This window comes from Kitasatospora sp. NPDC054768, from assembly GCF_053612025.1.
Genome location: NZ_JBSHBN010000046.1, coordinates 1 through 23,358 on the forward strand (window position 1 = coordinate 1; position 23,358 = coordinate 23,358).

Genomic DNA, 23,358 nt, shown 5'->3' on the forward strand with positions numbered 1-23,358 from the left:
GGGTCGGGGCCGGGGGGGGGCCCCCCCGCGGGTCGCCCCCCACGGGGGGGCCCCGGGGGCGGCCCGCCCGCCCAGGACGTGGACGGGCGGCCCGCCGCTTCGTCGTGTCCCGATGGGCCGTCAGGAACGCTGATCCGGCGGCAGCAACAGGACGGCGAGCGCGTCGGCGCAACCGCGGGCGTGACCGAGGAACCAGTCCAGCCGATCGTCGGTGAGGTGCGCGGGCGTCGAGCGGACCGCGAGGGCGAACCGCGCCTGCCCGGCGCCGTCGAGGACGGGCACGGCGACCGTCCGCACCCCGGCGGCCGACTCGCCGTCGTTGAGCGCGTACCCGGCCGCTCGAACCTTCGCCAACTCGTCGTCCAGGAGCGCTGGTTCGGTGATCGTGCGGTCCGTGAAGGAGGGCAGCGGTCCCAGTGCCGCCGGCGCCGTCTCGCCCGGGCGGGGCCAGGCCAGCAGGATCTTGCCGAGGGCTGTGGAGTGCAGTGGCCGACGCAGGCCCAGCCCGGTGTCCGGGCGGACGGAACCGCCGACCAGGATCACGGCGTGGGTGCCGCTGCGGATCGCCAGGTCGGCGGTCGCCTTGGTGCGCCGGGAGAGCAGGTCCAGCTCGGGCCCGGCCAGGTGCAGCCCGCGCTGGTGGAAGGTGAGTTGGCCGAGTTCGGCGACGGCAGGACCGAGCCGGTAGCGGGCGGTCTGTTCGTCCTGCTCCAGGAATCCGGCGCTGACCAGCGTGCGGGCCAGCCGGTGCGCCGTGGAGACCGACAGGCCCATCCGGCGGGCGAGGTCCGAGGCGCTCAGGTCGGGGCCGTTGTCGTGGAAGCAGTGCAGCAGCCCGAGCGCGCGCTGGACGGCCTGCGCACCGGCCGGCGGACTCTGGACGGCGGTGGCGGCCTCGGCCATGGCACCTCGCGTTTCGGTTCGGAACTCCGGACGGAAGGCCGGAGGCGGTCTCAGCGTAGGGCAGCCAGTGCTGCGGGAATGTGTCGACGACGTTGCAATGGAATGGCATTGATGAACAACTGATCCCACGATGTGGCAAAAGCTTGCTTCGGGCTCGTCTGCCGTGGAACGCTCCTCGCATCGCGTCGAACGGCCACTCGGCCTCGGCGGTGACCGTCCCGATTTCCACGGAAGGAGAAGCGCCGTGACGTCCCACCGGTGTCTCCCCTCCCGTGCGTGTTGTCGCTGAACGACCCCTCCCGCGCCGCCCGACCCTCCCGCACCGCCTGCCGTCCTGCACCGTGGCGCACAACTTCTTTGCGCACCAGGCCTCATGGGCCTCCGTGCGGTCATCGATCCCGAGCTCCTCCGGCCGTCGTCGGAGCCCCCGTAGAGGACCAACTCCGTTGTCCAGTCGTACCCAGAACGCCTCCTCGCTTCCCGACACCCTCTGGTTCACCCGTTGCCCGGTGCCCACCGCGACCGGGATCGCCGCCGATCAGGGTTGGCTCGCCCGCGAGTTCGCCACCGACGGCATCGCGGTCCGCTCGCTGCAGGACGCACCGCCCGAGGTGGCCGCGGACCACCACTACACCCACGCGCTGACCGGTCTGTTCCGGGAGGGCGGAAACGTCCCCGCGCTGTGGGCCCGTTCGTGCGGCGAGGCGACCAGGCTGATCGGCCTCACCTGGATCGAGGAGCGCCAGGTGGTACTCGTCCGGGCCGGCAGCGGCATCACCAAACCCGGGCAATTGCGTGGACTGCGACTGGCGGTGCCACATCATGACATCGGCATCGACTTCTGGCGGGCGATGGCGCTGGCCGGCCTCCGGGGCGCCCTCGGGCTCGCGGGCCTCACCCTGGCGGACGCCGAGCTGGTGGACGTCCCCGGTTCCGAGGGCGGCGGGCAGTGGTCCGCCGAGCTGGCCGCGCTGCGGGACGGCACGGTGGACGCGGTGTACGTGAAGGGGGCGCTCGCCGTCGAGGCGGCCCGCCGGGTCGGTGCGGAGGTGGCCGTGGAACTGGACGCGGCGCCGGACCGCCGGGCCCGGGTCAACAACGGCACGCCCCGGCCGATCACCGTCCACCAGCGGCTGCTGGACGAACACCCCGAGCTGGTGGCCCGGTTCCTCGCCGTGCTGCTGGAGGCCGCCGACTGGGCGGCGGAGCGTCCGGAGGAGGTCGTCCGGATCCTGCGGGCCGAGACCGGTGCCGGTGCCGAGGGCGTCGCCGGAGCCTATGCGCCGGGCAGCCACCGAACCCTGCGGCTCGACCTGTCGGCGGAGCGGCTGGAGCTACTCGCGATGCAGGAACGATTCCTCAGGGAGCAGGGCTTCCTTGCCGCGCCGGTGGACGTCCAGGCCTGGGCCGACCCGGAGCCGCTGCGTGCAGCGCGCGAGTTGTTGCGGGTGCGGCGTGCGGGTGAGGCGGCGGGCGCGGGTTCCGGTGCCGGCGGCGTTCGGATCACAGACTTCAGGTAACAGCGTTCAGCTAACAGATTTCGAAAGTTGTCAGCTGTCGGCTGTCATCTGTCACCCCTTGGAGACCCCCGTGAAGACCCCTCGTCCCGCGCTCGCCGCCACCGTTCTGCTCGCCTCCGCCGCCCTCACCGCCTGCGGCTCCTCCGCCGACGGGGCCAAGGCCTCCGCCGACGGCGGGGCCGGCGGCAAGGCCGACGTGGTGCTCCGCCTGCCCGATCCCGGCAACAACGGCTTCCTGGCCCGCGGCAAGAAGGACGGTTCACTGGACCGCACCCTGGCCGCGGTCCACGCCAAGGTCGCCTGGACCGGCAGCGCCGGCCCCTTCGCCCCCGCCGCCCAGGCCCTCTCCGCCGACCAACTGGACATCGCCCAGGGCTCGATCACCTCGGCCGTCGCCGCGCTCGCCCAGAAGCCCGGCTTCAAGCTGTTCGCCCAGACCGCGCCCGACGGCGTCGGCGAGGGGATCCTGGTGAAGAACGACTCGCCCGTCAAGTCCGTCCAGGACCTGGTCGGCAGGAAGGTCGCCGTCTCCCAGGGCGGCACCAGCGAGTACCTGCTGCTCAAGGCACTGGCGAAGAACGGCGTCCCGGCCGACAAGGTGGAGCGGGTCTACCTGCGCGCCGACCAGACCTCCGGCGTCTTCAACTCCGGCCAGGTGGACGCCTGGGCGACCTGGAACACCTTCTCGACCCCCGCCATCGCCAACGCCGGTGCGCACTTCCTGGTCAACGGCCAGGAGGTGGGCTCCGACAACTACGCGGTCTGGGCGGTACGCAACGGCTTCGCCGACAAGCACCCCGAGGTGGTGAAGGCCTTCTACGCCTATCTGCGGGAGAACGGCGCCAAGGAGAAGGCCGACCCGGCCGGCTACCTCAACGTGTTCACCGACGCCGGCCCGACCGCCGTCACCCCCGCCGAGAAGGACGTCGCGGTGAACGTCGGCAAGCAGGGCACCCCGGCCGACGCCATCTCCGACGCCGACATCGCCCGCTTCGGGACGGTCGCCCAGTTCTTCGCCGACCAGAAGGTCACCAAGCAGCCGGTGGACGTCAAGCCGTACCTGATCGACATCAACAAGCTCGGGGACGGTGCCAAGTGACCACCGCAACCCGGCCGTTCACGCCGGAAGACACCCGGGCCGCACTGGACTCCGGCCTGGTCGCCCCGCAGAGCCGGCGGCACCGGCCCCGCCCCCGGGCACTCGCCGTGACCCTGCGCACCATCGGTCCGCTCGCCCTGCTCGGCGGCTGGGCACTCGCCTCGGCCACCGGCGCGCTCACCCAGGACGTGCTCGCCTCGCCCGCCCAGGTCGCGCAGGCGGTGGGGGAGTTGTGGGGCAACGGCCAGCTGACCGACGCCCTGTCGGTCTCCCTCACCCGCGCCGGACTCGGACTGTTCTTCGGCGCGACCACCGGACTGGTGCTCGGCGTGGTCACCGGATTCACCCGCCTCGGCGAGGAGTTGCTCGACTCCGCGATCCAGGTCCTGCGCACCGTGCCCTTCCTGGCCCTCGTCCCGCTGTTCATGGTGTGGTTCGGCATCACCGAGACCGCGAAGGTCGCCCTGATCGGGGTCGCCACCAGCTTCCCGATGTACGTGTCCGCCTCGGGTGGGGTCCGCAGCACCGACCGCAAGTTGGTCGAGGCGATGCGCAGCTTCGGCCTCGGACGCTGGGCGATCGTGCGCACGGTCGTGCTGCCCGGCGCCCTGCCCTCGCTGCTGTCCGGACTGCGCCTGTCGATGACGCTCAGCGTGATCGCCCTGATCGCCGCCGAGGAGATCAACTCCACCGAAGGCATCGGCTACTTGATGGCCCAGGCGCAGAACTACTCGCGCACCGACGTCCTCGCCGTCTGCATCCTGATCTACGGGCTGCTCGGCCTCGCCGCGGACGGTGTCGTCCGGGTCCTGGAGCGCGTGCTGATGCCGTGGCGCCAGGTCGTCCAGGGAGCGGCCCGATGACCGCCGACACGTTCACCACCGCCACGTCCTCGTCCTCCACGCCGTCCTCTCCGTCGGTCTCCTCCGCCTCCTCGGTCTCCTCGGTCTCCTCGGTCTCCTCGGCCTCCTCGGCCTCCGAGGAGACGGTCCCGGCCGTCCACCTGCGCGGTCTGCGCCGGGTGTTCGGCACCCGGGCGGTGCTCGACGGGGTCGACCTCTCCATCGCCCGTGGGGAGTTCGTCGCCCTGCTGGGTGCGAGCGGCACCGGAAAGACCACGCTGCTGCGCATCCTCGGGGCGCTCGACCAGGCGGACGGGGGCACCGTGCTCGTCCCGCCGGTCCGAACCGTGGTGTTCCAGGAGCCCCGCCTGGTGCCGTCGAAGCGGGTGCTGGCGAACGTCACGGTCGGCCTGCCGCGCGGCGCCGCGACCCGGGAGACCGGGCTGAAGGCGCTCGCCGAGGTCGGCCTGGAGCGGCACGCCGAGGCCTGGCCGGCCACCCTGTCGGGAGGTGAGGCGCAGCGCGTCGCACTCGCCCGGGCGCTCGTCCGGGAGCCGCAACTCCTGCTGCTCGACGAACCGTTCGCCGCCCTGGACGCGCTCACCCGGCTGCGCATGCAGGACCTCGTCGGCGACCTGGTGCGCCGCCACCGCCCGGCGGTACTGCTGGTCACCCACGACGTGGACGAAGCCGTGCGGCTCGCCGACCGGGTCGTGGTACTGCGCGACGGCCTGCTCGCCCGGGACGAAGCCGTCACCGTCGAGAGCCCGCGCGACCCGGCCGATCCGGCCTTCGCCGACCTGCGGCGACGGCTGCTCGCCGACCTCGGCGTCCACTGACGCCCGCGATCCACCACGGTCCACCGCGATTCCCCGCAGTTCCCCGAAGTTCCCCGCGGTTCCCCGAGAACCCCCGCTACCCTCCCGATTCCCCCCGATTCACCCTGACTTCCGACCAACCGAGCCCGCACCACCGGAGTTGACCAGATGACCGTCACCCTCGGCGTCCACGCCAGCAACCCGTCGCTCTACTACCTCGCCCGACTCCCCTACCTGGACGAGGAACTGGCCCCGCACGGCGAGACCGGCGCCTTCCACCACTACGCGGACGGCACCCGCACCGGCGCGCTGCTCGCCGAGGGCGTCATCGACTTCGGCGGCACCGGCTCCACCCCGCCGATCACCGCCCAGGCGGCCGGCCACGACCTGGTCTACGCGGCCGTCTCCGCACCCCGCCCCGACCACGGCGCCCTCCTGGTGCTGGACTCCGGCCCGGTGCGGACGGTCGCGGACCTCAAGGGTGCCGCCGTCGTCCTCGCCGTCGGCTCCTGGCAGACCCACCTGCTCGCCAAGGCCCTGCACGCGCAGGGACTTTCGTACGGCGACGACGTCACCCCGGAGCGCCCGGCGGCCGGCCAGGACCAGGCCCGGCGGCTGCGCGACGGCGAGATCGCCGGCTGGATCGCCCAGGGCGCCGAACTCGCCGCCGCCCGCCGCACCGGGGAGTTCCGCGAGCTGATCCGCACCGGTGACGTCATCACCGACCGTTCGGTGTTCTTCACCCGCCGGGACTTCGCGACCAGCCGCCCCGAGGTGGTCGCCGCGATCGCGACCGCGCTGCGCCGGGCGGACGCCTGGGCGGCCGCCAATCCGGCCGAGGCCGCCGCGATCGCCGCCGAGGAACTGGGCGGCACGGCCGCCGACTGGCAGTCCGCGCTGGTCGCGCTGCCCTGGCGGTTGGAGCCCGCCACCGCCGGGTTCGTCGCCGAACAGCAGGAGGCCGCGGACATCTTCCACGGTGCGGGCTTCATCGACCGGGCACTGACCGTCGCCGACGCCCACCTCCCCGCCCTGGAGGCCCCGGTGGCCGCCGCGCTCGCGAAGGCGGTCTGACCCGTGGCCTCCGAAGTCCTCTGGTACATCATTCCGCGCGAGGGGCACTACCCCTGGGAGCCGGCCGGCCGCCGTCCGGTGGACCTCCGCTACCTCCAGCAACTGGCGGGCAGCGTCGAGCGACTGGGCTACACCGGCGCGCTGCTCGCGACCGACCTGTACGACGTCTGGACGCTCGGCAGCGCGCTCGCGGCCGCCACCACCCCGGCCTTCAAGCCGCTGCTGGCCGTCCACCCGGGGCTGGTCTCACCCACCCTGCTGGCCAAGATGGCACTCAGCTTCGACCACCTGCACGGCGGCCGGCTGCGCTTCAACGTGGTGAACGGCTCGACCGCGCAGCTGCGCGAGTACGGCCTGGACGTCGAGCACGACGACCGCTACCGGCTCAGCGGCGAGTACTGGTCGATCGTCAAGCGCCTCACGACGGGTGAAGTCTTCGACCACAAGGGCGAGTTCTACGAGCTGAAGAACGCGGGCGCGAGCCTGCGCGAGCTGACCCCGGTACAGCCCGGCGGCATCCCGCTCTGGTTCGGCGGCAGCTCGGCGGCCGGCATCGAGATGGCCGCCGAACACGTGGACGTCTACCTGACCTGGGGAGAGCCGCCGCACCTGCTCAAGGAGAAGCTGGACCTGGTCCGCGAGCGGGCCGCCGCCCACGGCCGGTCGGTGCGGATCGGGCTGCGGCTGCACCTGATCGTCCGCGACACCGAGGACGAGGCCTGGGCCGCCGCCGACCGGCTGCTGGACGTCACCGGTGAGGCCACCTACGCGCGCCAGCTGGGTGGCGCGACGGCGGAGGACGGGGTCGGCTGGCAGCGGCAGTTCCGCCAGCACGGCGGGAAGGTGCCGGCGCGGGCCCGGGAGCTGGAGGTCTACCCCAACCTCTGGCCGGGAATGAGCCTGTTCCGCCCCGGGCCCGGTACGGCGGTGGTCGGCTCGACGGCCCAGGTGATCGAGCGCCTGCAAGAGTTCGAGGCGCTGGGTGTCGACACCTTCATCCTCTCGGGCAACCCGCTGCTGGAGGAGGCCCATCGGGTTGCAGAAACGGTTCTGCCCGCTCTGGGCATCAAGCGGCCGCACACCGGTAGCTGACTGGTGACAGCTGGCAAGTGACGGATAGCGGATAACGGATGACAGCTGACAGATTTCGAAATCTGTCAGCTGTCATCCGTCGATCGTCAGCTGTCAGCCGTAGCCGTAGCCGTAGCCATCAGCCGCAGCGATCATCCTCGGCCTCCGGTCGGCGCCTCCGCCCCGCTCAGCGGCTCAGCCGGTCGATCTCCGCCAGCTCCTCGGCCGTCAGCGGCCCGCCCGCCAGTGCGTCGAGGTTCTGGTCCAGCTGGGCGACGCTGCTCGCACCGATGATCACCGAGACCACCCGCGGGTCCCGCAGCACCCAGCACAGCGCCAGCTGCGCCAGCGTCTGCCCGCGCCGCTCGGCGACGGCGGCCAGCGCCCGCAGCTGCTCCAGCTTCCGTTCGGTCAGCGCCTCCTCGGTGAGGAACTTCCCGACCGACATCCGCGAGCCCGCCGGAACCGCCCCGGACAGGTAGCGGTCGGTCAGCAGTCCCTGGGCCAGCGGCGAGTAGGCGATGAGGCTGCTCTGGGTGTCGCCCACCGCGTCCAGCACGCCGCCGTCCTCCACGTGCCGGTTGAGGATCGAGTACGCCGACTGGTTCATCAGCACCGGCGTCCCCAGCTCGCGCAGGATCGCCACCGCCTCCCGGTGCTGTTCCGCCGGGTAGTTGGAGATCGCCGCGTACAGCGCCCTGCCCGAGCGCACCGCGCTGTCGAGCGCGCCCATCGTCTCGTCGATCGGGGTGTCCGGGTCGTACCGGTGCGAGTAGAAGACGTCGACGTAGTCCAGCCCCATCCGGTCCAGTGACTGGTCGAGGCTGGCCAGCAGGTACTTGCGGCTGCCGCCGTTGCCGTACGGGCCGGGCCACATGTCCCAGCCGGCCTTGGTGGCGATGAACAGCTCGTCCCGGTACGGCCGGAAGTCCTGGGCGAACAGGTAGCCGAAGTTGCGCTCGGCGCTGCCGTACGGCGGGCCGTAGTTGTTCGCCAGGTCGAAGTGCGTGACGCCCCGGTCGAAGGCCCGGCGCAGCACCGCCCGCTGCACGTCCAGCGGCTGGGCGTCACCGAAGTTGTGCCAGAGCCCCAGCGAGACGGCGGGCAGCTGGACGCCGCTGCGGCCGGCCTTCCGATAGGTCATCGAGTCATAGCGGTCATCCGCGGCGAGGTAGCTCATGCCGGACATCCTGCCAGTCCGTCGCGGCGGATCAAGCCTTGCCCCGTTCCGGGCCGGTGCCTATGCTCGCGGAGGATCGCGTGCGTGCGAGGCGAGGGGGAGGCGAGATGGCAGTCCGGACCGTGGCCGTGGCCGCCGCCGCAGCCCGCTGTTGTTGTCGCCACCGCCGCAGCACCGACCGCTGACGCCACCCGCGAGCCCCGCCGCCCGAGCGGCCCACCGCCCGCCCCGTCGGCCGTTCCGCCGGTGCCGCCCGTAGGAGCGCAGCGCCGGACCGCGCACCGGCTCCCCGCGCTCCGCTCTCCGTGCGGCTCACCGAATCCCGGGACGCTCCGGCCCGCCGGTCCCGTCCCGGTCCTGCTCAGCTCGTTCCCATGCTCAGCCCGTACCCGGCCCGGGGCCCGGTCCTGTACCCGGCCATGGCCCCGGCCCGACCCTGGTCCGGCCCGAACCCGACCCCGGCCCGACCCTGGTCCGGCCCGAACCCGACCCCGGCCCGACCCTGGTCCGGCCCGAGCCCGACCCCGAGCCCGTCCCGAGCGCCCAAGGAGACCGCCGTGCGGTTCACCGTCTCGTCCCTCGTCGCCAACGCCCCCGACCCGGTCACCGGTGTCCGGCGCACCCCGCAGCAGAAGCTGCACAACGTCATCGACCAGGCCGTCCTCGCCGAGCAGCTCGGCTACGACGGCTACGGCGTGGGGGAGCGGCACGGTGAGCCGTTCCTCTCCCCGGCGCCGCCCCTGCTGCTGAGCGCCATCGCTGCCCGCACCTCCACCATCCGGCTGTTCACCACGGTGACGGTGCTCAGCGTCCTCGACCCGGTCCGGGTCGCCGAGGACTACGCGATGCTCGACCAACTCTCCGGGGGTCGACTGGAGTTGATCGTCGGCAAGGGCAACGACCCGCGCCACTTCGGTCTGTTCGGCCTCCCCGAGGAGCGCCAGTGGGAGGCGCTCGCGGAGAACTACGGCCTGCTGCGCAGGCTCTGGCGCGAGGAGAAGGTGACCTGGGAGGGCTCGACCCGCCCGCCGCTCACGGACGTCACGGTCTGGCCGCGCCCGCTCCAGGACCCGATCCCGGTGTGGCACGGCAGCGCGACCAGCACGCGGTCCACCGACCTCGCGGCCCGCCACGGCGACCCGCTCTTCTCCGCCAACTCCTTCCATCCGCTGGAGAAGTACCGGACGCTGGTCGAGCACTACCGCGAGCGCTGGGAGCACTACGGGCACGACCCGGCGCGGGCCCGGGTGGGCGCGAGCTTCGGCGGACTGTTCGTCGCCGAGCGCTCACAGGACGCCGTCGAGGGCTTCCGCCCGTACTGGAACGCACTGTTCGACTCGGCCGCGGGCCGGCACAACAACTCGCCGTTCACCTCGCTGGAGGACGCGCTGGAGCGCGGCTCGGCGCTGGTCGGCAGTCCGCAGCAGGTGATCGAGAAGATCCACCGCTACCACGAGGCCTTCGGCAACGAGGTGGTCGGCATCGGGGTCGACGCCCTCACCGAGGGGGCGCAGCGCGAGCAGTTGGAGCTGTTCGCGAGCGCGGTGGCGCCGGAGATCCGTCGGGCGCTGCCGTAGCGGTCCACGCCCGCCGCGCGCTGCCACGGCAGCCCGGATCCCCCGCCCGCCCGCGCAATGCGCCGTGCACCCCCTACGCGGCGTGACGCCGGCAACCGTGCGTGACGTGACGCGCGCCACCAGGTGCGCCGGAATGCCGTTCGGCGGGGCGGGGGATGACGAACGGTCGAGGGGCCGTGGCCGCCGGGGGGCGGCGCACGGCCCTCAATCGTTCCGCCCGGCGGGGGTCCCGGGGAGCCGCCCGGGCACCCAGAGCCAGGGCCAGGGCCAGGGCCAGGGCCAGAGTCGGCACCGGCACCGGAGCCCTGAGCGCGAGCCCGAGTCGGGTCAGGTCGGTCGGAGTCAGCACTGGCCTTCTGTACCTACTGGTATGTACAGTGGTCCGCATGAGCACCCAGGACCGCCTCATCGAGAGCACCCAGGCCCTCCTCTGGGAGCGCGGCTACGTCGGAACCAGCCCCAAGGCCATCCAGCAGCGCTCCGGGGTCGGCCAGGGCAGCATGTACCACCACTTCGCCGGCAAGCCCGACCTCGCGGCCGTCGCCCTGCGCCGCAGCGCCGAGCAGATGCGCGGCGTCGCCGAGGCCGACCTCGCCGCCCCCGGCAGCGCCTACGACCGGATCGCCGCCTACCTGCAGCGCGACCGTGACGTCCTGCGCGGCTGCCGGATCGGCCGGATGGCCCAGGACCCGGACGTGGTCGCCGACCCGCTCCTGCGCGCGCCCGTCGAGGAGACCTTCGACTGGCTGCGCGGCCGGATCGCCGGACTGATCGCCGACGGCCAGGCGGACGGCGAGTTCGCCCCCGGCCTCGACCCGGCCGACACCGCCGCCGCCGTGGTCGCCGTCGTCCAGGGCGGCTACGTCCTGGCCCGTGCCGCCGACAGCGCCGAGCCGTTCGACCGGGCCGTTCGTGGCGCCCTCGGCCTGCTCGCGGCACACCGCACGGCCTGACCCGCCAAGCCCGCCCGGCCGGCAGCCCGCCTGCCTGCCGGACCCGTCGAACCCGAGGAGCCCAGCCGTGCACGCGATGCAGTACGAGATCACCCTGCCCGCCGACTACGACATGGGCGCCATCCGCAAGCGCGTCGCCGACAAGGGCCACCTGCTCGACGCGCACAGGGGCCTCGGCCTCAAGGCCTATCTGGTCCGCGAGCGCGGCCGACAGGGCTCGCCCGTCAACCAGTACGCGCCGTTCTACCTCTGGCGCACCGTCGAGGGCATGAACGGTTTCCTCTGGGGGCCGGGATTCCGCGGCCTGAGCGCCGACTTCGGCCGCCCCGCCGTCCGGCACTGGCTGGGCGCGGGCCTGACCCGCGGCGCGTCAGGAACCTCGGCGGCCTCGACATCGGCCTCGGCCTCGGAGGCGGCGTCGCCAACGGAGGAGGCGGCCGCGCCGCCGACCACCGCCACCCGCGAGACCGTACGGCTGCCGGAATCCGCCGACCCGGCCGAGGCCGTCGAGCGGGCGCTCGCCGACCTGCCCACGCACCCGGCCCTGCACTCCGCTGCCGTGGCCGTCGACCCGAGCCGCTGGGAGCTGCTCCGCTTCGCCCTCTGGCACGGCCCGGCCCCCGAGGACGAGCCCGGCGTCCGTTACCAGGTGCTGCACCTGTCCCGCCCCGAACTCGACCGGCTGCCGGCCGGCCGCCACTGGTGAAAGGACCCACCGCCCCGATGTCCCCCGCGACCGTTCCCATCGGCACCGACCTCACCCCGGCCCCGACCGACCGCACGGCCGGTTACGCCCTGCTCGCCGAACTCGCGGGTCCCGGCGCCGCCACCACGCTCGGGGGCCTGGACGCCCTCGCCCCCGGCTTCCCCGACTGGATCGTCACCAGCCTCTTCGGCGGTACCTACCAGCGTCCCGGACTCGCCCTGCGCGACCGCCAGATCGCGAACCTGGCCGCGCTCACCGCACTCGGCGGCGTCGAGCCGCAGCTGGCCGACCACGTCCGCTACAGCCGACGGATCGGCCTGACGGAGGCGGAGATCACCGAGGTCATCGTCCACCTCGCGCCGTACGTCGGTCTCCCCAAGGCGCTGGCCGGCCTGCGCGTCGCCACCGCCGCCTTCGCGGACGCCGCGGCCAGGGCCGAGGCCAAGGCCGGGACCGGAACTGGCCCCGAGGCCGCGGTGGAGACCGTCGCCGGGAGCACCACCCCGGAGGCCGACGCATGAGCCGCACCGTCCGCACCGTCCGCACCGTCCTCGGCGACCTGGACCCCGCCGACCTCGGGGTCACCGACTCCCACGACCACCTCTTCATCCGCAGCCCGCTGCTCCCCGGCCAGGAGCTGGACGATCCGGCCGCCGCCGAGGACGTCCTGCGGGCCTACGCCGCCGCCGGTGGCCGTGCCCTCGTCCAGTGGACCCCGCTCGGCCTGGGCCGGGGCGCGGACTCCCTCGCCGCGCTCTCCCTCGCCACCGGCGTCCACGTCGTCGCCGCCACCGGCGCGCACCAGGCGGTCCACTACGCGCCGGGCTTCTTCCCGGACGTCGACGGCGACCCGGCCGAGCGCCCCGGCGCGTACGCCGACCTCGCGGAACGCTTCGTCGCCGAACTCACCACCGGTCTGCCCGGCGCGCCCGAGGGCGTCCGGGCCGGACTGATCAAGGTCGCGGGCGATCCGGGGCCCGTGAGCCGGCACACCCGGTGGACGATGGCCGCGGCGGCCGAGGCCCACCACGCCACCGGTGCCCCGATCGCCGTCCACCTCGAAGCCGACGGCGCTCCGCTCCGGGTCCTGCACCTGCTGCACGACCGGCACGGGGTCCGGCCCGACCGGATCGTCCTCGGCCACCTCACCCGGCTCCCCGACCGCGCGCTGCACCGTGCCCTGGCCGCCGAGGGGGTCCGGCTCGCCCTGGACAGCCCCTCCCGGTCCGGCCGGTCCGGCGACCACCAGGCCTTCGACGTGATCGCCGACCTGGTCGAGGCGGGCCACGCCGACCAACTGCTGCTCGGCGCCGACACCACCACCCGGAGCGCACGCGCGGCCGCCGGCCCGGTCGGTCTGCTCGCCGACCTCGCCCCGCGCCTCGCCCGCAGCTACGGCCCGGAACTGCCCGAGCTGCTCCTCGTCACCAACCCGGCCGCCGCCTTCGCCGCCGACTGGCGCACACCGTAGGCGGGGCTCGTCGCCTGCGGGTCCCATCGGCCGCGGCTGCGGCTGCCGGAGCGGGCATTCGGCAGACGGCCGCCGGGCGGGTCTTCTACGGTGCCGGGCATGGTGATGCTGACGCTCCGAACCCTCACGACCGCCGACTGGCCGCTCTGGCGGGACCTCCGTCTCGCCGCCCTGACCGGCGCGCCGGACGCCTTCAAGGCCGGCCTGGCCGACTGGGACCAGGGCGGTGAGGACCGCTGGCGCGACCGGCTCCGTCTCCCGGACGCCCTCCACGTCGCGGCCCACCTGGACGACGACCCGGTCGGCCTGGTCGGCGGACTGCCCGGATCACCGGACGGCGTGCGGGAGTTGCGCTCGCTCTGGGTCGCCCCGCGGGCGCGCGGCCGGGGCGTCGCGGACCGTCTCGTCGAGGAGGTCGAACGCTGGGCCCGGGCCACCGGCGGCACCACGCTGCGCCTCGCCGTGCTCCCCGGCAACGGGGCGGCGTTCGCCCTCTACCGCCGCCACGGCTTCACCCCACTCGCGGAACCCGGGGACCTGCTCGCCGACGGGGTCGGCCGCGAACTCCTCCTGGCGAAGCCCCTGCGGTGACCGCCGCCGCACCCGGCTCGGTACCGGGGCCGCGGCCGGCCCGGCCTTCCGAGAGCGACGGGACGGCCTGGGGACCACGGGAAGGCGGGGCCTGTGCCGCACGGGGGACGGCACAGGCCCCGCCTTCCCGAGGTCGAGCGGTCAATCGGTCGAGTGGTCTGGCGGGTCGGCGGGTCGACCGGCGTCACATGTGGGTGCCGCCGTCGATGCGGAGCTCGGTGCCGGTGACGAAGGCGCCGTCGTCGGAGGCGAGCATGGCGATCACGCCGGCCACCGTCTCCGGGCCGGCGAAGCCCTGGCCGAGCGCGGGGGAGAGCTTGGCCAGCAGGCTGAGGTCGGCGTCGGCGGGCAGGCCCGGGTTGTGGGTCATGCCGCTGTCGATGCTGCCCGGTGCGACGCAGACCGCGCGCAGGCCCTGCTTCGAGTACTCCGAGGCGATGGCGTGGGTGAAGGACTGGATGCCGCCCTTGGTCGCGGCGTACGCGGCCATGTAGGGGTGGGCGAAGCTCGCGGAGGTGGAGCTGAAGTTGACCACCACGCCCTTGCCGCCGGCGAGCAGCGCGGGGAGCGCCTCGCGGGTCATCAGGAAGGTGCCGGTCAGGTTCACCGCGAGGAGCCTGTTCCAGAACTCCAGGCTGGTCTCGTGGGTGTGCGAGGAGCGGAGGATGCCGGCCGCGTTGACCAGCACGTCCAGGCCGCCCAGGCCGGCGATCGCCTCGGCCACGCCCGCGACGACGGCCGCCTCGTCCGCGATGTCCAGCACCTGGACGGTGAGGCGGTCCGCGGTTCCCTCGGCGGTGGCGCGGTCCAGGGTCTTCTTCAGGCCGTCCTCGTTGACGTCGACGGCGACGATCTTTCCGCCCTCGGCGAGGATCCGGTACACGGTGGCCTGGCCGATGCCCGAGCCGCCGCCGGTGATCAGGACGTTCCGTCCGCTGAAGCGCTCCATGGTGGTACTCCGTTCGTTCGTGCTCTCTCGACCTCAATAGGCACGTTACGCCCATGTGGCACGTTGTGCCAACAAGTCCATTCGTGCCGATTCGTCGTGACGTGCCGCCTTGGCATCCGCCCGCGTAGGCTGACCCCGTGACCGGACGCCCGACCCTGACCCAGCGCCGCCGTGAGGCCACCCGGCTGGAGATCGCCCGTACCGCCGCCGCGCTCTTCGCCGAGCGGGGCGCGGACGCGACCACCGCCGAGGAGATCGCCCTCGCCGCGGGCATCTCGCTGCGCACGTTCTACCGGTACTTCTCGGTCAAGGAGGACGCCGTCGCTCCGCTGCTCGCGGCGGGCGGGCAGGAGTGGGTGGAGCTCTTCACGGCCAGCCCCGCTGACCTGCCGCTGCGCGAGGCGCTGGAGCGTGCTGCGGTCGCGTCGCTGACCCCGGCCGACGAGGTGCGGGTCGAGATGATGCAGTGGGCCCGCGGTCTGCTGCGCGACCCGAAGCTGAACGCCACCTGGCAGCGCGTCCACGCCGACTCGGAGGAGCGGCTGCGGGCCGCCCTCGCCGAGCGCTGCCCGGACGGCACCGACCCGCTGGAGATCCGGCTGGCGGCCGCTGCCGCGACCGCGGCGATCCGGGTGGCCCTGGAGCAGTGGGCCGCTTCCGAGGCGCCCCTCGCCGGTCCGGGTTCCCCGCAGGACCTCGGCGCTCGCTGCATGCGCGAGCTCACGGAGGGGCTGCGGCTGTGGGGGCGGGTCGGCTGAGCCCGGGGCCCGGCCGTCGACCGGCCGGTGACGGCCGACAGCGGACAGCCGACAGCCGACAGATTTCAGATGACAACTTTCGAAATCTGTTATCTGAAAGTTGTCATCCGTCCGCCCGGCTCCCCGTAACCTCCCAGCCGCGGTCGGCTTTCTCCCAGCTGGCGTTAGGGTTGGTCCTCGCGCCCCGGCAGGGGGGAACCGGGGTGACCTCCTCGGATGTCCCCAGCGGAGGGGACTGGAGTTCGAGGCGTGGGAGCAAGCAGGACATGGGTCTGACGAGCCACAAGGTGCTGGCGCTGACCGCACTGATCGCGGTCGTGATGATGGTCGGCACGGTCTGGCTGTGGCCCAGACTCGCGAAGAAGACCTGGCAGGCAGTGCTCGGCCGGATCGGCGCACTGCTCGCCACCCAGCTCACGGTGCTCGCCGCGCTCGGCCTGGTCGCCAACAACTACTTCGCCTTCTACAGCAGTTGGGACGACCTGCTGGGCATCGGCGACACCGGCCCGGTGGTCATCCACAACAAGGCGGACGCCTCCGGCCGGCTGATGGTGGAGACGATGGGCCAGGCCGCGGTCAAGGGCGGCGGCGCGATGGGCCGCGAGCCCGGCCAGTCCGGCGAGATCCGCAGGATCAGGATCGACGGCGCGGTCAGCCGGCTGTCCACCGAGGGCTACGTCTACCTGCCGCCGCAGTACTTCCAGCCGGAGTACGCCCAGAAGCAGTTCCCGGCCGTGATCGTCAGCACCGGATTCCCAGGAATCGCCGAGAATCTGATCACCCGCTTCAACTACCCGGGTGCGGCGCTCAAGCTGCTGCAGGAAGGGCGGATGCAGCCGACCGTCATGGTCCTGGTGCGCCCCTCGCCCGCGCTGCCCCAGGACACCGAGTGCGAGGACGTCCCGAACGGCCCGCAGTCCGACACCTACTTCACCAAGGACGTGCCCTCGGCGATCCAGGCCAGCTACCGGGTCTCCTCCGACCCGCGGGCCTGGGCCTTCATGGGCAACTCGACCGGCGGCTACTGCGCGCTCAAGCTGGCCATGCGTCACCCGGACGTCTTTCCGACCGCCGTCGCCCTCTCCGCCTACTACGACGCGGCCGACGACCCCACCACGGGCGACCTCTTCGGCGGCAGCAAGCAGCGCCGCGACGAGGCCAACCTGATGTGGCGGCTGAAGAACCTGCCGCAGCCGAAGGTGTCCGTGCTGCTGGCCGGCACCAAGAAGGGCGACGGCAGCTACCGGCAGGAGACCGAGGCCTTCGTCGACGCGGTGCAGAGCCCGATGAACGTCTCGTACAGCATGCTGGAGAACGGCGGCCACAACTTCGAGACCTGGAGCGCCCTGCTGCCCTCCTCGCTGGAGTGGCTGTCCCAGCACCTCAAGGTGCCGAACCAGACTGTATGAACCGACCCGGCCGCACCTGGCCGATCTGAACGACCGAACCCCCGGAGCCGCGGCCCCGGGGGGTAGGTCGGCCAGGTCGGCCAGGTTGTTAAGGTCGGGCGGGCCGTTCAGGAACCGTACGGCTCCCGCCCGGCGGTCCGGCCGCTCAGGCCACCCGCTCCAGCGTCCCGGTGTGCAGCTGGCCGACCCGGCCGCCCTCGCCCTCGAAGGTCCAGAAGGCCCGCACGGTCAGCTTGCCGAGGTCCATCACGTGGCTGACGGTGATCCCGCTCTGCTCCGTCCAGCTGATGAAGTAGATCTCCGGCGCGACCTCGGCGACGTGCAGTCGCACGTCCTCCCACTGGCCCGCGGACTCGCCGAGGCCCTCCCAGCGCAGCCGCGTGCCGTCGGCCGAGTAGGTGTTGCGGAAGGCCGCGCCGTTGTCGACCCGGAAGAGGTAGGTGCGGCCGGCGAAGGCGGGCAGGGGCGCGGTCATGGTGGGGCGGGTCCTCGTCTCTGTCAGGTCGTGGCGAGCGTCCGGTCGGGCTCGCCGCTCTTGTGCACGGCGGATGATGTCAGGCTTCCAATTTATCCGACCGGGCGCACTCGGTCAGGCACTCGCCACGGTACGGTCCGCCACGGCGCGGCCGCGCGTGTGCGGCTGGGGCGGGGCCCGGCTCGGGGGCTCTCCGGTCGACGTGGCGGCTCCCGGCGCCGGAGAATGTTCAACTCGACTGCCACGCAGGGCCGTTGATCGACACCACTGTGAGCTGCGCCCTCGCGGACCCCGCCGCCGGGACGTCCACCCCGGCCCCGGCGCCGACCACCACCCCGAGCACCCTGGCGCTGTCCTCCTCGGTCGCCGAAGAGGCGCTGACCTGGTCGGACGAGTTCAACGGCGCGATCAGCTGGGGCCACCTCCGGACCCGGCCACCTCCGGACCCGGCCACCGCCGGGACGGTTCCGCCGGCCGGGCCGGCCCCGCCGGCGGAACCGCGCGACTCAGGAACCGGCAGTCGCCTCGACCACCCTGATGTCGAACGGCTGCCGGTTGTTGCCATCGTTCCGGTCGTCCGCGCTGCGCACCGTGACCGAGCCGCCGCTCAGTCTGCCCACCGGCAGTTCCGGGTCGAGTCGGACCGGGATGAGGGCGGTCGCGCTGCGCCCCTCCCGCAGCCCGGCTCCGAAGACGCACCGCACGACGCGGCCGTGGCCCGTCACCCGGCAGTCGGACGGGAAGTACGGGCCCTCCGGGCTCACGCCCTCCGGCAGGGTGATCACGACCGTGAACGGGGAGGCGGTGGTGTCCGGGCCTCCGTTGCCGACGAAGGCGTGGATGGTGGTGGTGCCGCCGGGCGTGGCCGGGTCCGGGTCGATCCGGACCACCTCCAGGTCGGAGTCGGACGGTCGGGCGGCGGCGGGTGCGGGCAGTGTGGAGGCTCCGGCCGCTTCCGAGCCGGTACCGGTGCCGGTACCGGAAGCGGCCGTCCCCGCCCCGGGCTTGGCCGGTGCCGGCAGGGTGGAGGCGCCGGTCGTCACCGGCGCAGGCAGGATGGACGCCTCGGGCGCGCCCGTCGCGACGACCTCCACCGCAGGCCGGGGCTCGGGGCGTAGCAACGCCCAGGACGGGTCGGTGGCCAGTACCGTCACCGCGCACCCCGCCGCCACGGCCGCGACCAGCCCGGCTCCGCCGAACCCCCTGCCTCCCGCGGCACGCCGGCCGTCGCCCAACAGGCCGGCACTGCGCAGGCCACGTCCCCGCAGACCACGTCCCCGCAGGCGACGGCCCCGCAGGCCACCGCCCGCCGCGACGTCACCTGCCGCGCCACCGCCCGCCGCGCCACCGCCCGGCACGTCGTCACCCCGTACCCCGCCGCCACCGCCCTGAACGGCGCTCCGCACGTCCCGGTGCTGCTGCTCCATCCCCGCTCACCCTGCCCTCGCGTCCCGGCCGCCCGCGCCGTTGCGAGCCGCGTCGGCACCAGGGTGGCGGAGCCGCCGCCGGAGCCCGGCGGCAACCCGCCCGGCGTCCGCTCGAACGGATGACGCGGCACGCCGCTCCGACCGGGTCGACCGGCAACGGTGGTTGACGTGCCGTCAGGGTGCGAGGACCTGACCCAGCCGGGTCGCGATCTGGTGCATCACCGGTACCAGCGAGGCGGCCCCGGCCTGCTCCTCCAGGGCCCGGATGCGGGCCTCCGGTCCGGAGACGGAGAGGGCGGTGGGCGTCGGCGCGCCGGGGACGGCGAGCGCGATGCACCGGACGCCGATCTCCTGCTCCTGGTCGTCGACCACGTAGCCGCGCTCGCGCGCCTCGGCGAGCTGGCGCATCAGCTCCTGCGGGTCGGTGACCGTGTACTCGGTGTGGGCGGGCAGGGGGTTGGGGCCGAGGACGGCGCGGGCCTCGTCCTTGGGCAACTGGGCGAGCAGTGCCTTGCCGACGCCGGTGCAGTGCGGCTGCACCCGTCGGCCGACCTCGGTGAACATCCGCATCGAGCGGCGCGACTGCACCTGTCCGACGTACACCACCTCGCCGCCCTCCAGCACCGCCAGGTTGGCGGTCTCGCCGGTGGCCTCCATGAGCTCGGCCAGGTACGGGCGGGCCCAGCTGCCGAGCAGTCGGCCGGCGGTCTCGCCCAGGCGGATCAGCCGGGGGCCGAGGGTGTAGCGGCGCGCGGTGTCCTGGCGGACATAGCCCTGCTGGACGAGGGTACGAACCAGTCGGTGGATCGTCGGCATCGGGAGGCCGGAACTGGTGGAGAGTTCGCTGAGCGTGGCCACGCCTCCGGAGTCGGCGAGCGCCTCCAGGAGTTGGAAGGCGCGCTCGACGGACTGCACGCCGCCGCTCGCGCGCTCGGTGCCTGTCGTCGATGCTGGGTCGGGGGTCGCAACCACCGGCGTTTCCTTCACTGTCGGGGGAGGAGTAGAGTCCCGGCGACCTCTTCAACAAACCGTTGAAATTCTGTATCGCGGAAACTAGTCTCCACTTTACAGAATCGAACTCGCCGACAGGCGGGTTCCGATCGAGGAAGTTCCCCGGGGAAGTTCCTACCGGAGCTCCCTTCGCCAGGCTCAACCGTCTTAGGAGTGTCCTGCTCATGGCCGCAGATCAAGGGCCCCTCGGCGCCTCCCCCGCCGCTCCGGTCGTCACTGTCGCCGGTCCGCGCGTCCACCGGGCGGAGGAGGTGCTCACTCCGGAGGCGATCGCCTTCGTCGCCGGGCTCCATCGCGCCTTCGAGGGGCGCCGGCAGGAGCTGCTGGCCGGGCGCAAGGCCCGCCGTACCGAGATCGCCGCCGCCGGCACGCTGGGCTTCCTCCCCGGGACCGCCGGGATCCGGGCCGCGGACTGGAAGGTCGCCGAGGCGCCGCGCGCCCTCCAGGACCGCCGGGTCGAGATCACCGGCCCGACCGACCGCAAGATGGTCGTCAACGCGCTCAACTCCGGGGCGCGGATCTGGCTCGCGGACTTCGAGGACGCCACCTCCCCGACCTGGGAGAACGTGGTCGGCGGCCAGGTCAACCTGATCGACGCCTTCGAGGGCCGGATCGACTTCACCAGCACGGCCGGCAAGGCCTACACCCTCAAGCCCGCCGCCGAGCTCGCCACCGTCGTCGTCCGCCCGCGCGGCTGGCACCTGGACGAGAACCACCTGCTGGTCGACGGCACCCCGGTGGCCGGTGCGTTCGTCGACTTCGGGCTCTACTTCTTCCACAACGCCGCCCGGCTGCTGGCCAGGGGCGCCGAGGACCCCAACTCCGGCCCGTACTTCTACCTGCCGAAGACCGAGAGCCACCTCGAAGCCCGTCTGTGGAACGACGTGTTCACCCACGCCCAGGCCGAACTCGGCATCCCGTACGGCACGATCCGGGCGACCGTGCTGATCGAGACCATCACGGCCGCGTTCGAGATGGACGAGATCCTCTACGAGCTGCGCGACCACGCGGCCGGCCTCAACGCCGGGCGCTGGGACTACCTGTTCTCGATCGTCAAGAACTTCCGCGACGCCGGCGAGCACTACATCCTGCCGGACCGCAACAGCGTCACCATGGCCTCGCCCTTCATGGCCGCCTACACCCGGCTGCTGGTGCAGACCTGCCACCGGCGCGGTGCCCACGCGATCGGGGGCATGGCCGCGTTCATCCCGAGCCGCCGCGACCCGGAGGTCAACGCCTCCGCACTGGAGAAGGTCAAGGCCGACAAGGACCGCGAGGCCGGCAACGGCTTCGACGGCTCCTGGGTCGCCCACCCCGACCTGGTGCCGGTCGCCCGGGCCTCCTTCGACGCGGTGCTCGGCGGGCGGCCCCACCAGAAGGACAATCCCGGCCCGGCCGAGCCGGTGACCGCCGCCCAGCTGCTCGACATCGCCGGCGCCGGCGGCACCTGCACCCGTGCGGGGCTGCACAACGCCGTCCAGGTCGGGATCCGCTACATCGAGGCCTGGCTGCGCGGCCTCGGGGCCGTCGGCATCTTCAACATGATGGAGGACGCCGCCACCGCCGAGATCTCCCGCTCGCAGATCTGGCAGTGGATCCACAACGGGGTCGTGCTGTCCGACACCGGCGAGAAGACCACCGCCGATCTGGTCCGCACCCTGGTCGCCGCGGAGCTGGCCGAACTCCTCGCCGAGCTGGGCGAGGAGGCCTACGGTGCCGGCCGCTGGCGCGAGGCCGCCGAGCTCTTCGAACAGGTCGCCCTGGCCGAGGAGTTCGTGGACTTCCTGACCCTCCCCGCGCTGCCCCTGCTGGGCTGATCCCCACCTACCCGCCGGTGTCACCGCTGCCGTCCGCCGGGACGCGGCACTCCGGCGGTCCACCGTTCCGTTCCGTACGGCGACGAATCCGCCTGTCCTCTCGTCGCCGTACGGAACGGTCCGTTCCACGCAAGGAGTTCACCCATGGCGCGCATGTTCTTCAACGGCCAGGCGATGACCGGCGGCCCCTTCCACAGCAAGGTCGCCGACTCGCTGCTCGGGCCGGCCAGGACCGCCCCCGGCTACCGATTCTTCTCCATCGACCACAGCGGCGGGACGGACGTCTGCCCGGGGCTGCTGGCGGACCCGGAGGCGGGCACCGCGATCGAGGGCGAGCTGTACGACATCCCGCTGGAGCGACTGCGCGACGTCATCCTGCCGGGCGAGCCGCGCGAACTGGAACTGGGCGTGATCGAGTTGGAGGACGGCTCGGCCTGCCTGTCGATGCTGCTGGCCCGCGGCGAGGTCGAGCGCGGGGTGCACCGCGAGATCACCCACCACGGCGGCTGGCGCGCCTACCTCAGGACGATCGGACGCGAGGCCTGACGGCGGACGGCCCGCGCCGGCCGGGATGGATGACGGATGACAGCTGACAACTTTCATCATCTGTCATCTGTCATCCGTCCGCTGAAATCCGTCACTGAAATCCGTTCGCCGAAAGCCGTCAGCCCCCCGCCGCGAGGTGCCGGCGCCCCGCCACCACCGCGTCGCCCAGCCGGCTGCGCCGGTACAGCACGCTGCGGCCGAGCCGGTTGCGCTCCAGCAGCCCGGCCGCCGCGAGCGCGCCCAGGTGGCGGCTGACCGCACCCGGGGTGACCCCGAGCCGGTGCGCCAGCTCCGTCGTGCTGGCCGGGGTCTCCAGCAGTGCCAGCAGCCTGGCCCTGGGGGCGCCGATCAGTCCGGCCAGCGGCCCGTCGGCCACCGCCCCTGCCCCGGCGCCGGCGGGCCCCAGGCCCTCGGCCATCGTCGCCTTGCCGCGCGCCGGGTAGCAGACCAGCGGCGGCCCCGCCTGGGTGACATCGGTCTGCGCCCCGAGCCCGAACAGCGTCGGGATCAGCACCAATCCGCGCCCGGCGACCTTCACCGTGGTGCCCACCGCCTTCACCGCCGGGTGCGGGTCGACGAGCCGCAGCACCCCGGCGTGCCAGCTCAGCCTGGCGTCGAGGTCCGCGAACAGCCCGTCCGCCCCGTGCTCCGAGAGCATCCGCCCCCGGTGGGCGATGTCCGCCTCCAGCACCGAGCGGGCGCGCGGCCACCAGGCGGGGGCGAGGCAGCGCGTCCAGTACGCGTCCAGCGCCTCGGCCGTCCGGGCGGCCAGCGCCGCCGGGTCGTCGATCAGCCCGGCCAGCACCGGCGGCAGCGGGCTGGGTTTCCCGCCGCCCCGGTAGGCCTCCAGTACGTCGGCCCGCACCACCTCCGGCGGGGTGGCCGCCAGCCGCGCCAACTCGGCCGAGAAGTCCGGACGGGGGCCGAGCGGACGGGGCGTGAGGAAGTCCGGCACGAAGCCGACCGGCGCGATCATCGACTCCAGCAGTGCGGTGTCCAGCGTCTCGTAGCGGTCCTGCCAGCCGGCGATCCACGGCTGCTGCTCCGGGTAGCGCAGGGGCCAGCGGCGGGCGCGCAGGCTCAACACCGCCTCCTGCAGGGCGGAGTAGCCGAACCAGGTGGCGGCGAGGTCGTCGACGCCCAGATGGAACTCGAACATTG

At 73.2% G+C, this 23,358-nt stretch carries 24 protein-coding genes; 16 read left to right on the plus strand and 8 right to left on the minus strand.

Annotated features, from left to right (window positions below; genetic code table 11):
* Positions 1 to 120: 120 nt before the first annotated feature.
* Positions 121 to 903: an IclR family transcriptional regulator gene (locus tag ACWGKU_RS16520; RefSeq protein ID WP_359898563.1), complete on the minus strand. Its 783-nt coding sequence runs from the start codon at positions 901 to 903 to the stop codon at positions 121 to 123.
* 446 nt (positions 904 to 1,349) lie between these two features.
* Between ACWGKU_RS16520 and ACWGKU_RS16525 the strand changes: the two genes are divergently transcribed.
* From ACWGKU_RS16525 to ACWGKU_RS16550, 6 genes are all read left to right on the plus strand, one after another.
* Positions 1,350 to 2,423: an ABC transporter substrate-binding protein gene (locus ACWGKU_RS16525; protein WP_452177440.1), complete on the plus strand. Its 1,074-nt coding sequence runs from the start codon at positions 1,350 to 1,352 to the stop codon at positions 2,421 to 2,423.
* Positions 2,424 to 2,493: 70 nt separating this feature from the next.
* Entirely contained in the window at positions 2,494 to 3,522 is a 1,029-nt protein-coding gene (locus tag ACWGKU_RS16530) for an ABC transporter substrate-binding protein (RefSeq protein WP_401050378.1), read from the plus strand.
* On the plus strand, positions 3,519 to 4,385 hold the full coding sequence (locus ACWGKU_RS16535) for an ABC transporter permease (RefSeq protein ID WP_401050375.1): 867 nt from the start codon (positions 3,519 to 3,521) through the stop codon (positions 4,383 to 4,385). Before ACWGKU_RS16530 ends, ACWGKU_RS16535 begins: the two co-directional genes overlap by 4 nt.
* Positions 4,382 to 5,203 (plus strand): ABC transporter ATP-binding protein, encoded by an 822-nt coding sequence (locus ACWGKU_RS16540; RefSeq protein WP_452177441.1) that lies wholly within the window; start codon positions 4,382 to 4,384, stop codon positions 5,201 to 5,203. The genes ACWGKU_RS16535 and ACWGKU_RS16540 overlap by 4 nt, the downstream gene beginning before the upstream one ends.
* Positions 5,204 to 5,350: 147 nt before the next feature.
* Entirely contained in the window at positions 5,351 to 6,256 is a 906-nt protein-coding gene (locus tag ACWGKU_RS16545; RefSeq protein WP_452177442.1) for an ABC transporter substrate-binding protein, read from the plus strand.
* A gap of 3 nt (positions 6,257 to 6,259) precedes the next feature.
* Complete coding sequence (locus tag ACWGKU_RS16550) at positions 6,260 to 7,348, plus strand: LLM class flavin-dependent oxidoreductase (protein WP_452177443.1); 1,089 nt, start codon at positions 6,260 to 6,262, stop codon at positions 7,346 to 7,348.
* A 166-nt stretch (positions 7,349 to 7,514) separates the two neighbouring features.
* Here ACWGKU_RS16550 and ACWGKU_RS16555 read toward each other — a convergent pair whose 3' ends face one another.
* The gene (locus ACWGKU_RS16555) at positions 7,515 to 8,507 is read right to left on the minus strand and encodes an aldo/keto reductase (protein ID WP_401053982.1); all 993 of its coding nucleotides are present in this window, start codon (positions 8,505 to 8,507) and stop codon (positions 7,515 to 7,517) included.
* 557 nt (positions 8,508 to 9,064) lie between these two features.
* Here ACWGKU_RS16555 and ACWGKU_RS16560 point away from each other — a divergent pair.
* From ACWGKU_RS16560 to ACWGKU_RS16585, 6 genes are all read left to right on the plus strand, one after another.
* Entirely contained in the window at positions 9,065 to 10,084 is a 1,020-nt protein-coding gene (locus ACWGKU_RS16560; RefSeq protein ID WP_359898555.1) for an LLM class flavin-dependent oxidoreductase, read from the plus strand.
* A 386-nt stretch (positions 10,085 to 10,470) separates the two neighbouring features.
* Positions 10,471 to 11,037: a TetR/AcrR family transcriptional regulator gene (locus ACWGKU_RS16565; RefSeq protein ID WP_452177444.1), complete on the plus strand. Its 567-nt coding sequence runs from the start codon at positions 10,471 to 10,473 to the stop codon at positions 11,035 to 11,037.
* A gap of 67 nt (positions 11,038 to 11,104) precedes the next feature.
* Entirely contained in the window at positions 11,105 to 11,743 is a 639-nt protein-coding gene (locus ACWGKU_RS16570; RefSeq protein WP_452177445.1) for a DUF4865 family protein, read from the plus strand.
* 17 nt (positions 11,744 to 11,760) lie between these two features.
* Entirely contained in the window at positions 11,761 to 12,264 is a 504-nt protein-coding gene (locus tag ACWGKU_RS16575; RefSeq protein ID WP_452177446.1) for a carboxymuconolactone decarboxylase family protein, read from the plus strand.
* Positions 12,261 to 13,214, plus strand: coding sequence for a phosphotriesterase family protein (locus ACWGKU_RS16580; RefSeq protein WP_452177447.1), 954 nt, complete (start codon positions 12,261 to 12,263; stop codon positions 13,212 to 13,214). The genes ACWGKU_RS16575 and ACWGKU_RS16580 overlap by 4 nt, the downstream gene beginning before the upstream one ends.
* Before the next feature lie 99 nt (positions 13,215 to 13,313).
* Positions 13,314 to 13,805 (plus strand): GNAT family N-acetyltransferase, encoded by a 492-nt coding sequence (locus tag ACWGKU_RS16585; protein ID WP_452177448.1) that lies wholly within the window; start codon positions 13,314 to 13,316, stop codon positions 13,803 to 13,805.
* 184 nt (positions 13,806 to 13,989) lie between these two features.
* Here ACWGKU_RS16585 and ACWGKU_RS16590 read toward each other — a convergent pair whose 3' ends face one another.
* Positions 13,990 to 14,754 carry an SDR family NAD(P)-dependent oxidoreductase gene (locus tag ACWGKU_RS16590; RefSeq protein ID WP_452177449.1) on the minus strand — a complete coding sequence of 255 codons (765 nt, stop codon included), beginning with the start codon at positions 14,752 to 14,754 and terminating at the stop codon, positions 13,990 to 13,992.
* Between the two features lie 137 nt (positions 14,755 to 14,891).
* Between ACWGKU_RS16590 and ACWGKU_RS16595 the strand changes: the two genes are divergently transcribed.
* Complete coding sequence (locus tag ACWGKU_RS16595) at positions 14,892 to 15,512, plus strand: TetR family transcriptional regulator (RefSeq protein ID WP_452177450.1); 621 nt, start codon at positions 14,892 to 14,894, stop codon at positions 15,510 to 15,512.
* Between the two features lie 266 nt (positions 15,513 to 15,778).
* The gene (locus ACWGKU_RS16600) at positions 15,779 to 16,921 is read left to right on the plus strand and encodes an alpha/beta hydrolase (protein WP_452177451.1); all 1,143 of its coding nucleotides are present in this window, start codon (positions 15,779 to 15,781) and stop codon (positions 16,919 to 16,921) included.
* Between the two features lie 145 nt (positions 16,922 to 17,066).
* Here the strand turns inward: ACWGKU_RS16600 and ACWGKU_RS16605 are convergent, their stop codons facing one another.
* The 4 genes from ACWGKU_RS16605 to ACWGKU_RS16620 form a co-directional block, all read right to left on the minus strand.
* Positions 17,067 to 17,396: a MoaF-related domain-containing protein gene (locus tag ACWGKU_RS16605; RefSeq protein WP_359898547.1), complete on the minus strand. Its 330-nt coding sequence runs from the start codon at positions 17,394 to 17,396 to the stop codon at positions 17,067 to 17,069.
* 229 nt (positions 17,397 to 17,625) lie between these two features.
* Positions 17,626 to 17,796, minus strand: coding sequence for a hypothetical protein (locus tag ACWGKU_RS16610; protein WP_401050219.1), 171 nt, complete (start codon positions 17,794 to 17,796; stop codon positions 17,626 to 17,628).
* Between the two features lie 106 nt (positions 17,797 to 17,902).
* Positions 17,903 to 18,550: a hypothetical protein gene (locus ACWGKU_RS16615; protein WP_452177452.1), complete on the minus strand. Its 648-nt coding sequence runs from the start codon at positions 18,548 to 18,550 to the stop codon at positions 17,903 to 17,905.
* A gap of 447 nt (positions 18,551 to 18,997) precedes the next feature.
* On the minus strand, positions 18,998 to 19,795 hold the full coding sequence (locus tag ACWGKU_RS16620) for an IclR family transcriptional regulator (RefSeq protein WP_452177453.1): 798 nt from the start codon (positions 19,793 to 19,795) through the stop codon (positions 18,998 to 19,000).
* A 203-nt stretch (positions 19,796 to 19,998) separates the two neighbouring features.
* On the opposite strand from ACWGKU_RS16620, the gene aceB reads away from it, so the two are divergent.
* Positions 19,999 to 21,651 (plus strand): malate synthase A, encoded by a 1,653-nt coding sequence (gene aceB, locus ACWGKU_RS16625; RefSeq protein WP_452177454.1) that lies wholly within the window; start codon positions 19,999 to 20,001, stop codon positions 21,649 to 21,651.
* A 144-nt stretch (positions 21,652 to 21,795) separates the two neighbouring features.
* Positions 21,796 to 22,197: an allophanate hydrolase-related protein gene (locus tag ACWGKU_RS16630; RefSeq protein ID WP_359898542.1), complete on the plus strand. Its 402-nt coding sequence runs from the start codon at positions 21,796 to 21,798 to the stop codon at positions 22,195 to 22,197.
* A gap of 118 nt (positions 22,198 to 22,315) precedes the next feature.
* On the opposite strand, the gene ACWGKU_RS16635 is transcribed toward ACWGKU_RS16630, so the two are convergent.
* Positions 22,316 to 23,356, minus strand: coding sequence for a helix-turn-helix domain-containing protein (locus tag ACWGKU_RS16635; RefSeq protein WP_452177455.1), 1,041 nt, complete (start codon positions 23,354 to 23,356; stop codon positions 22,316 to 22,318).
* Positions 23,357 to 23,358: the final 2 nt, after the last annotated feature.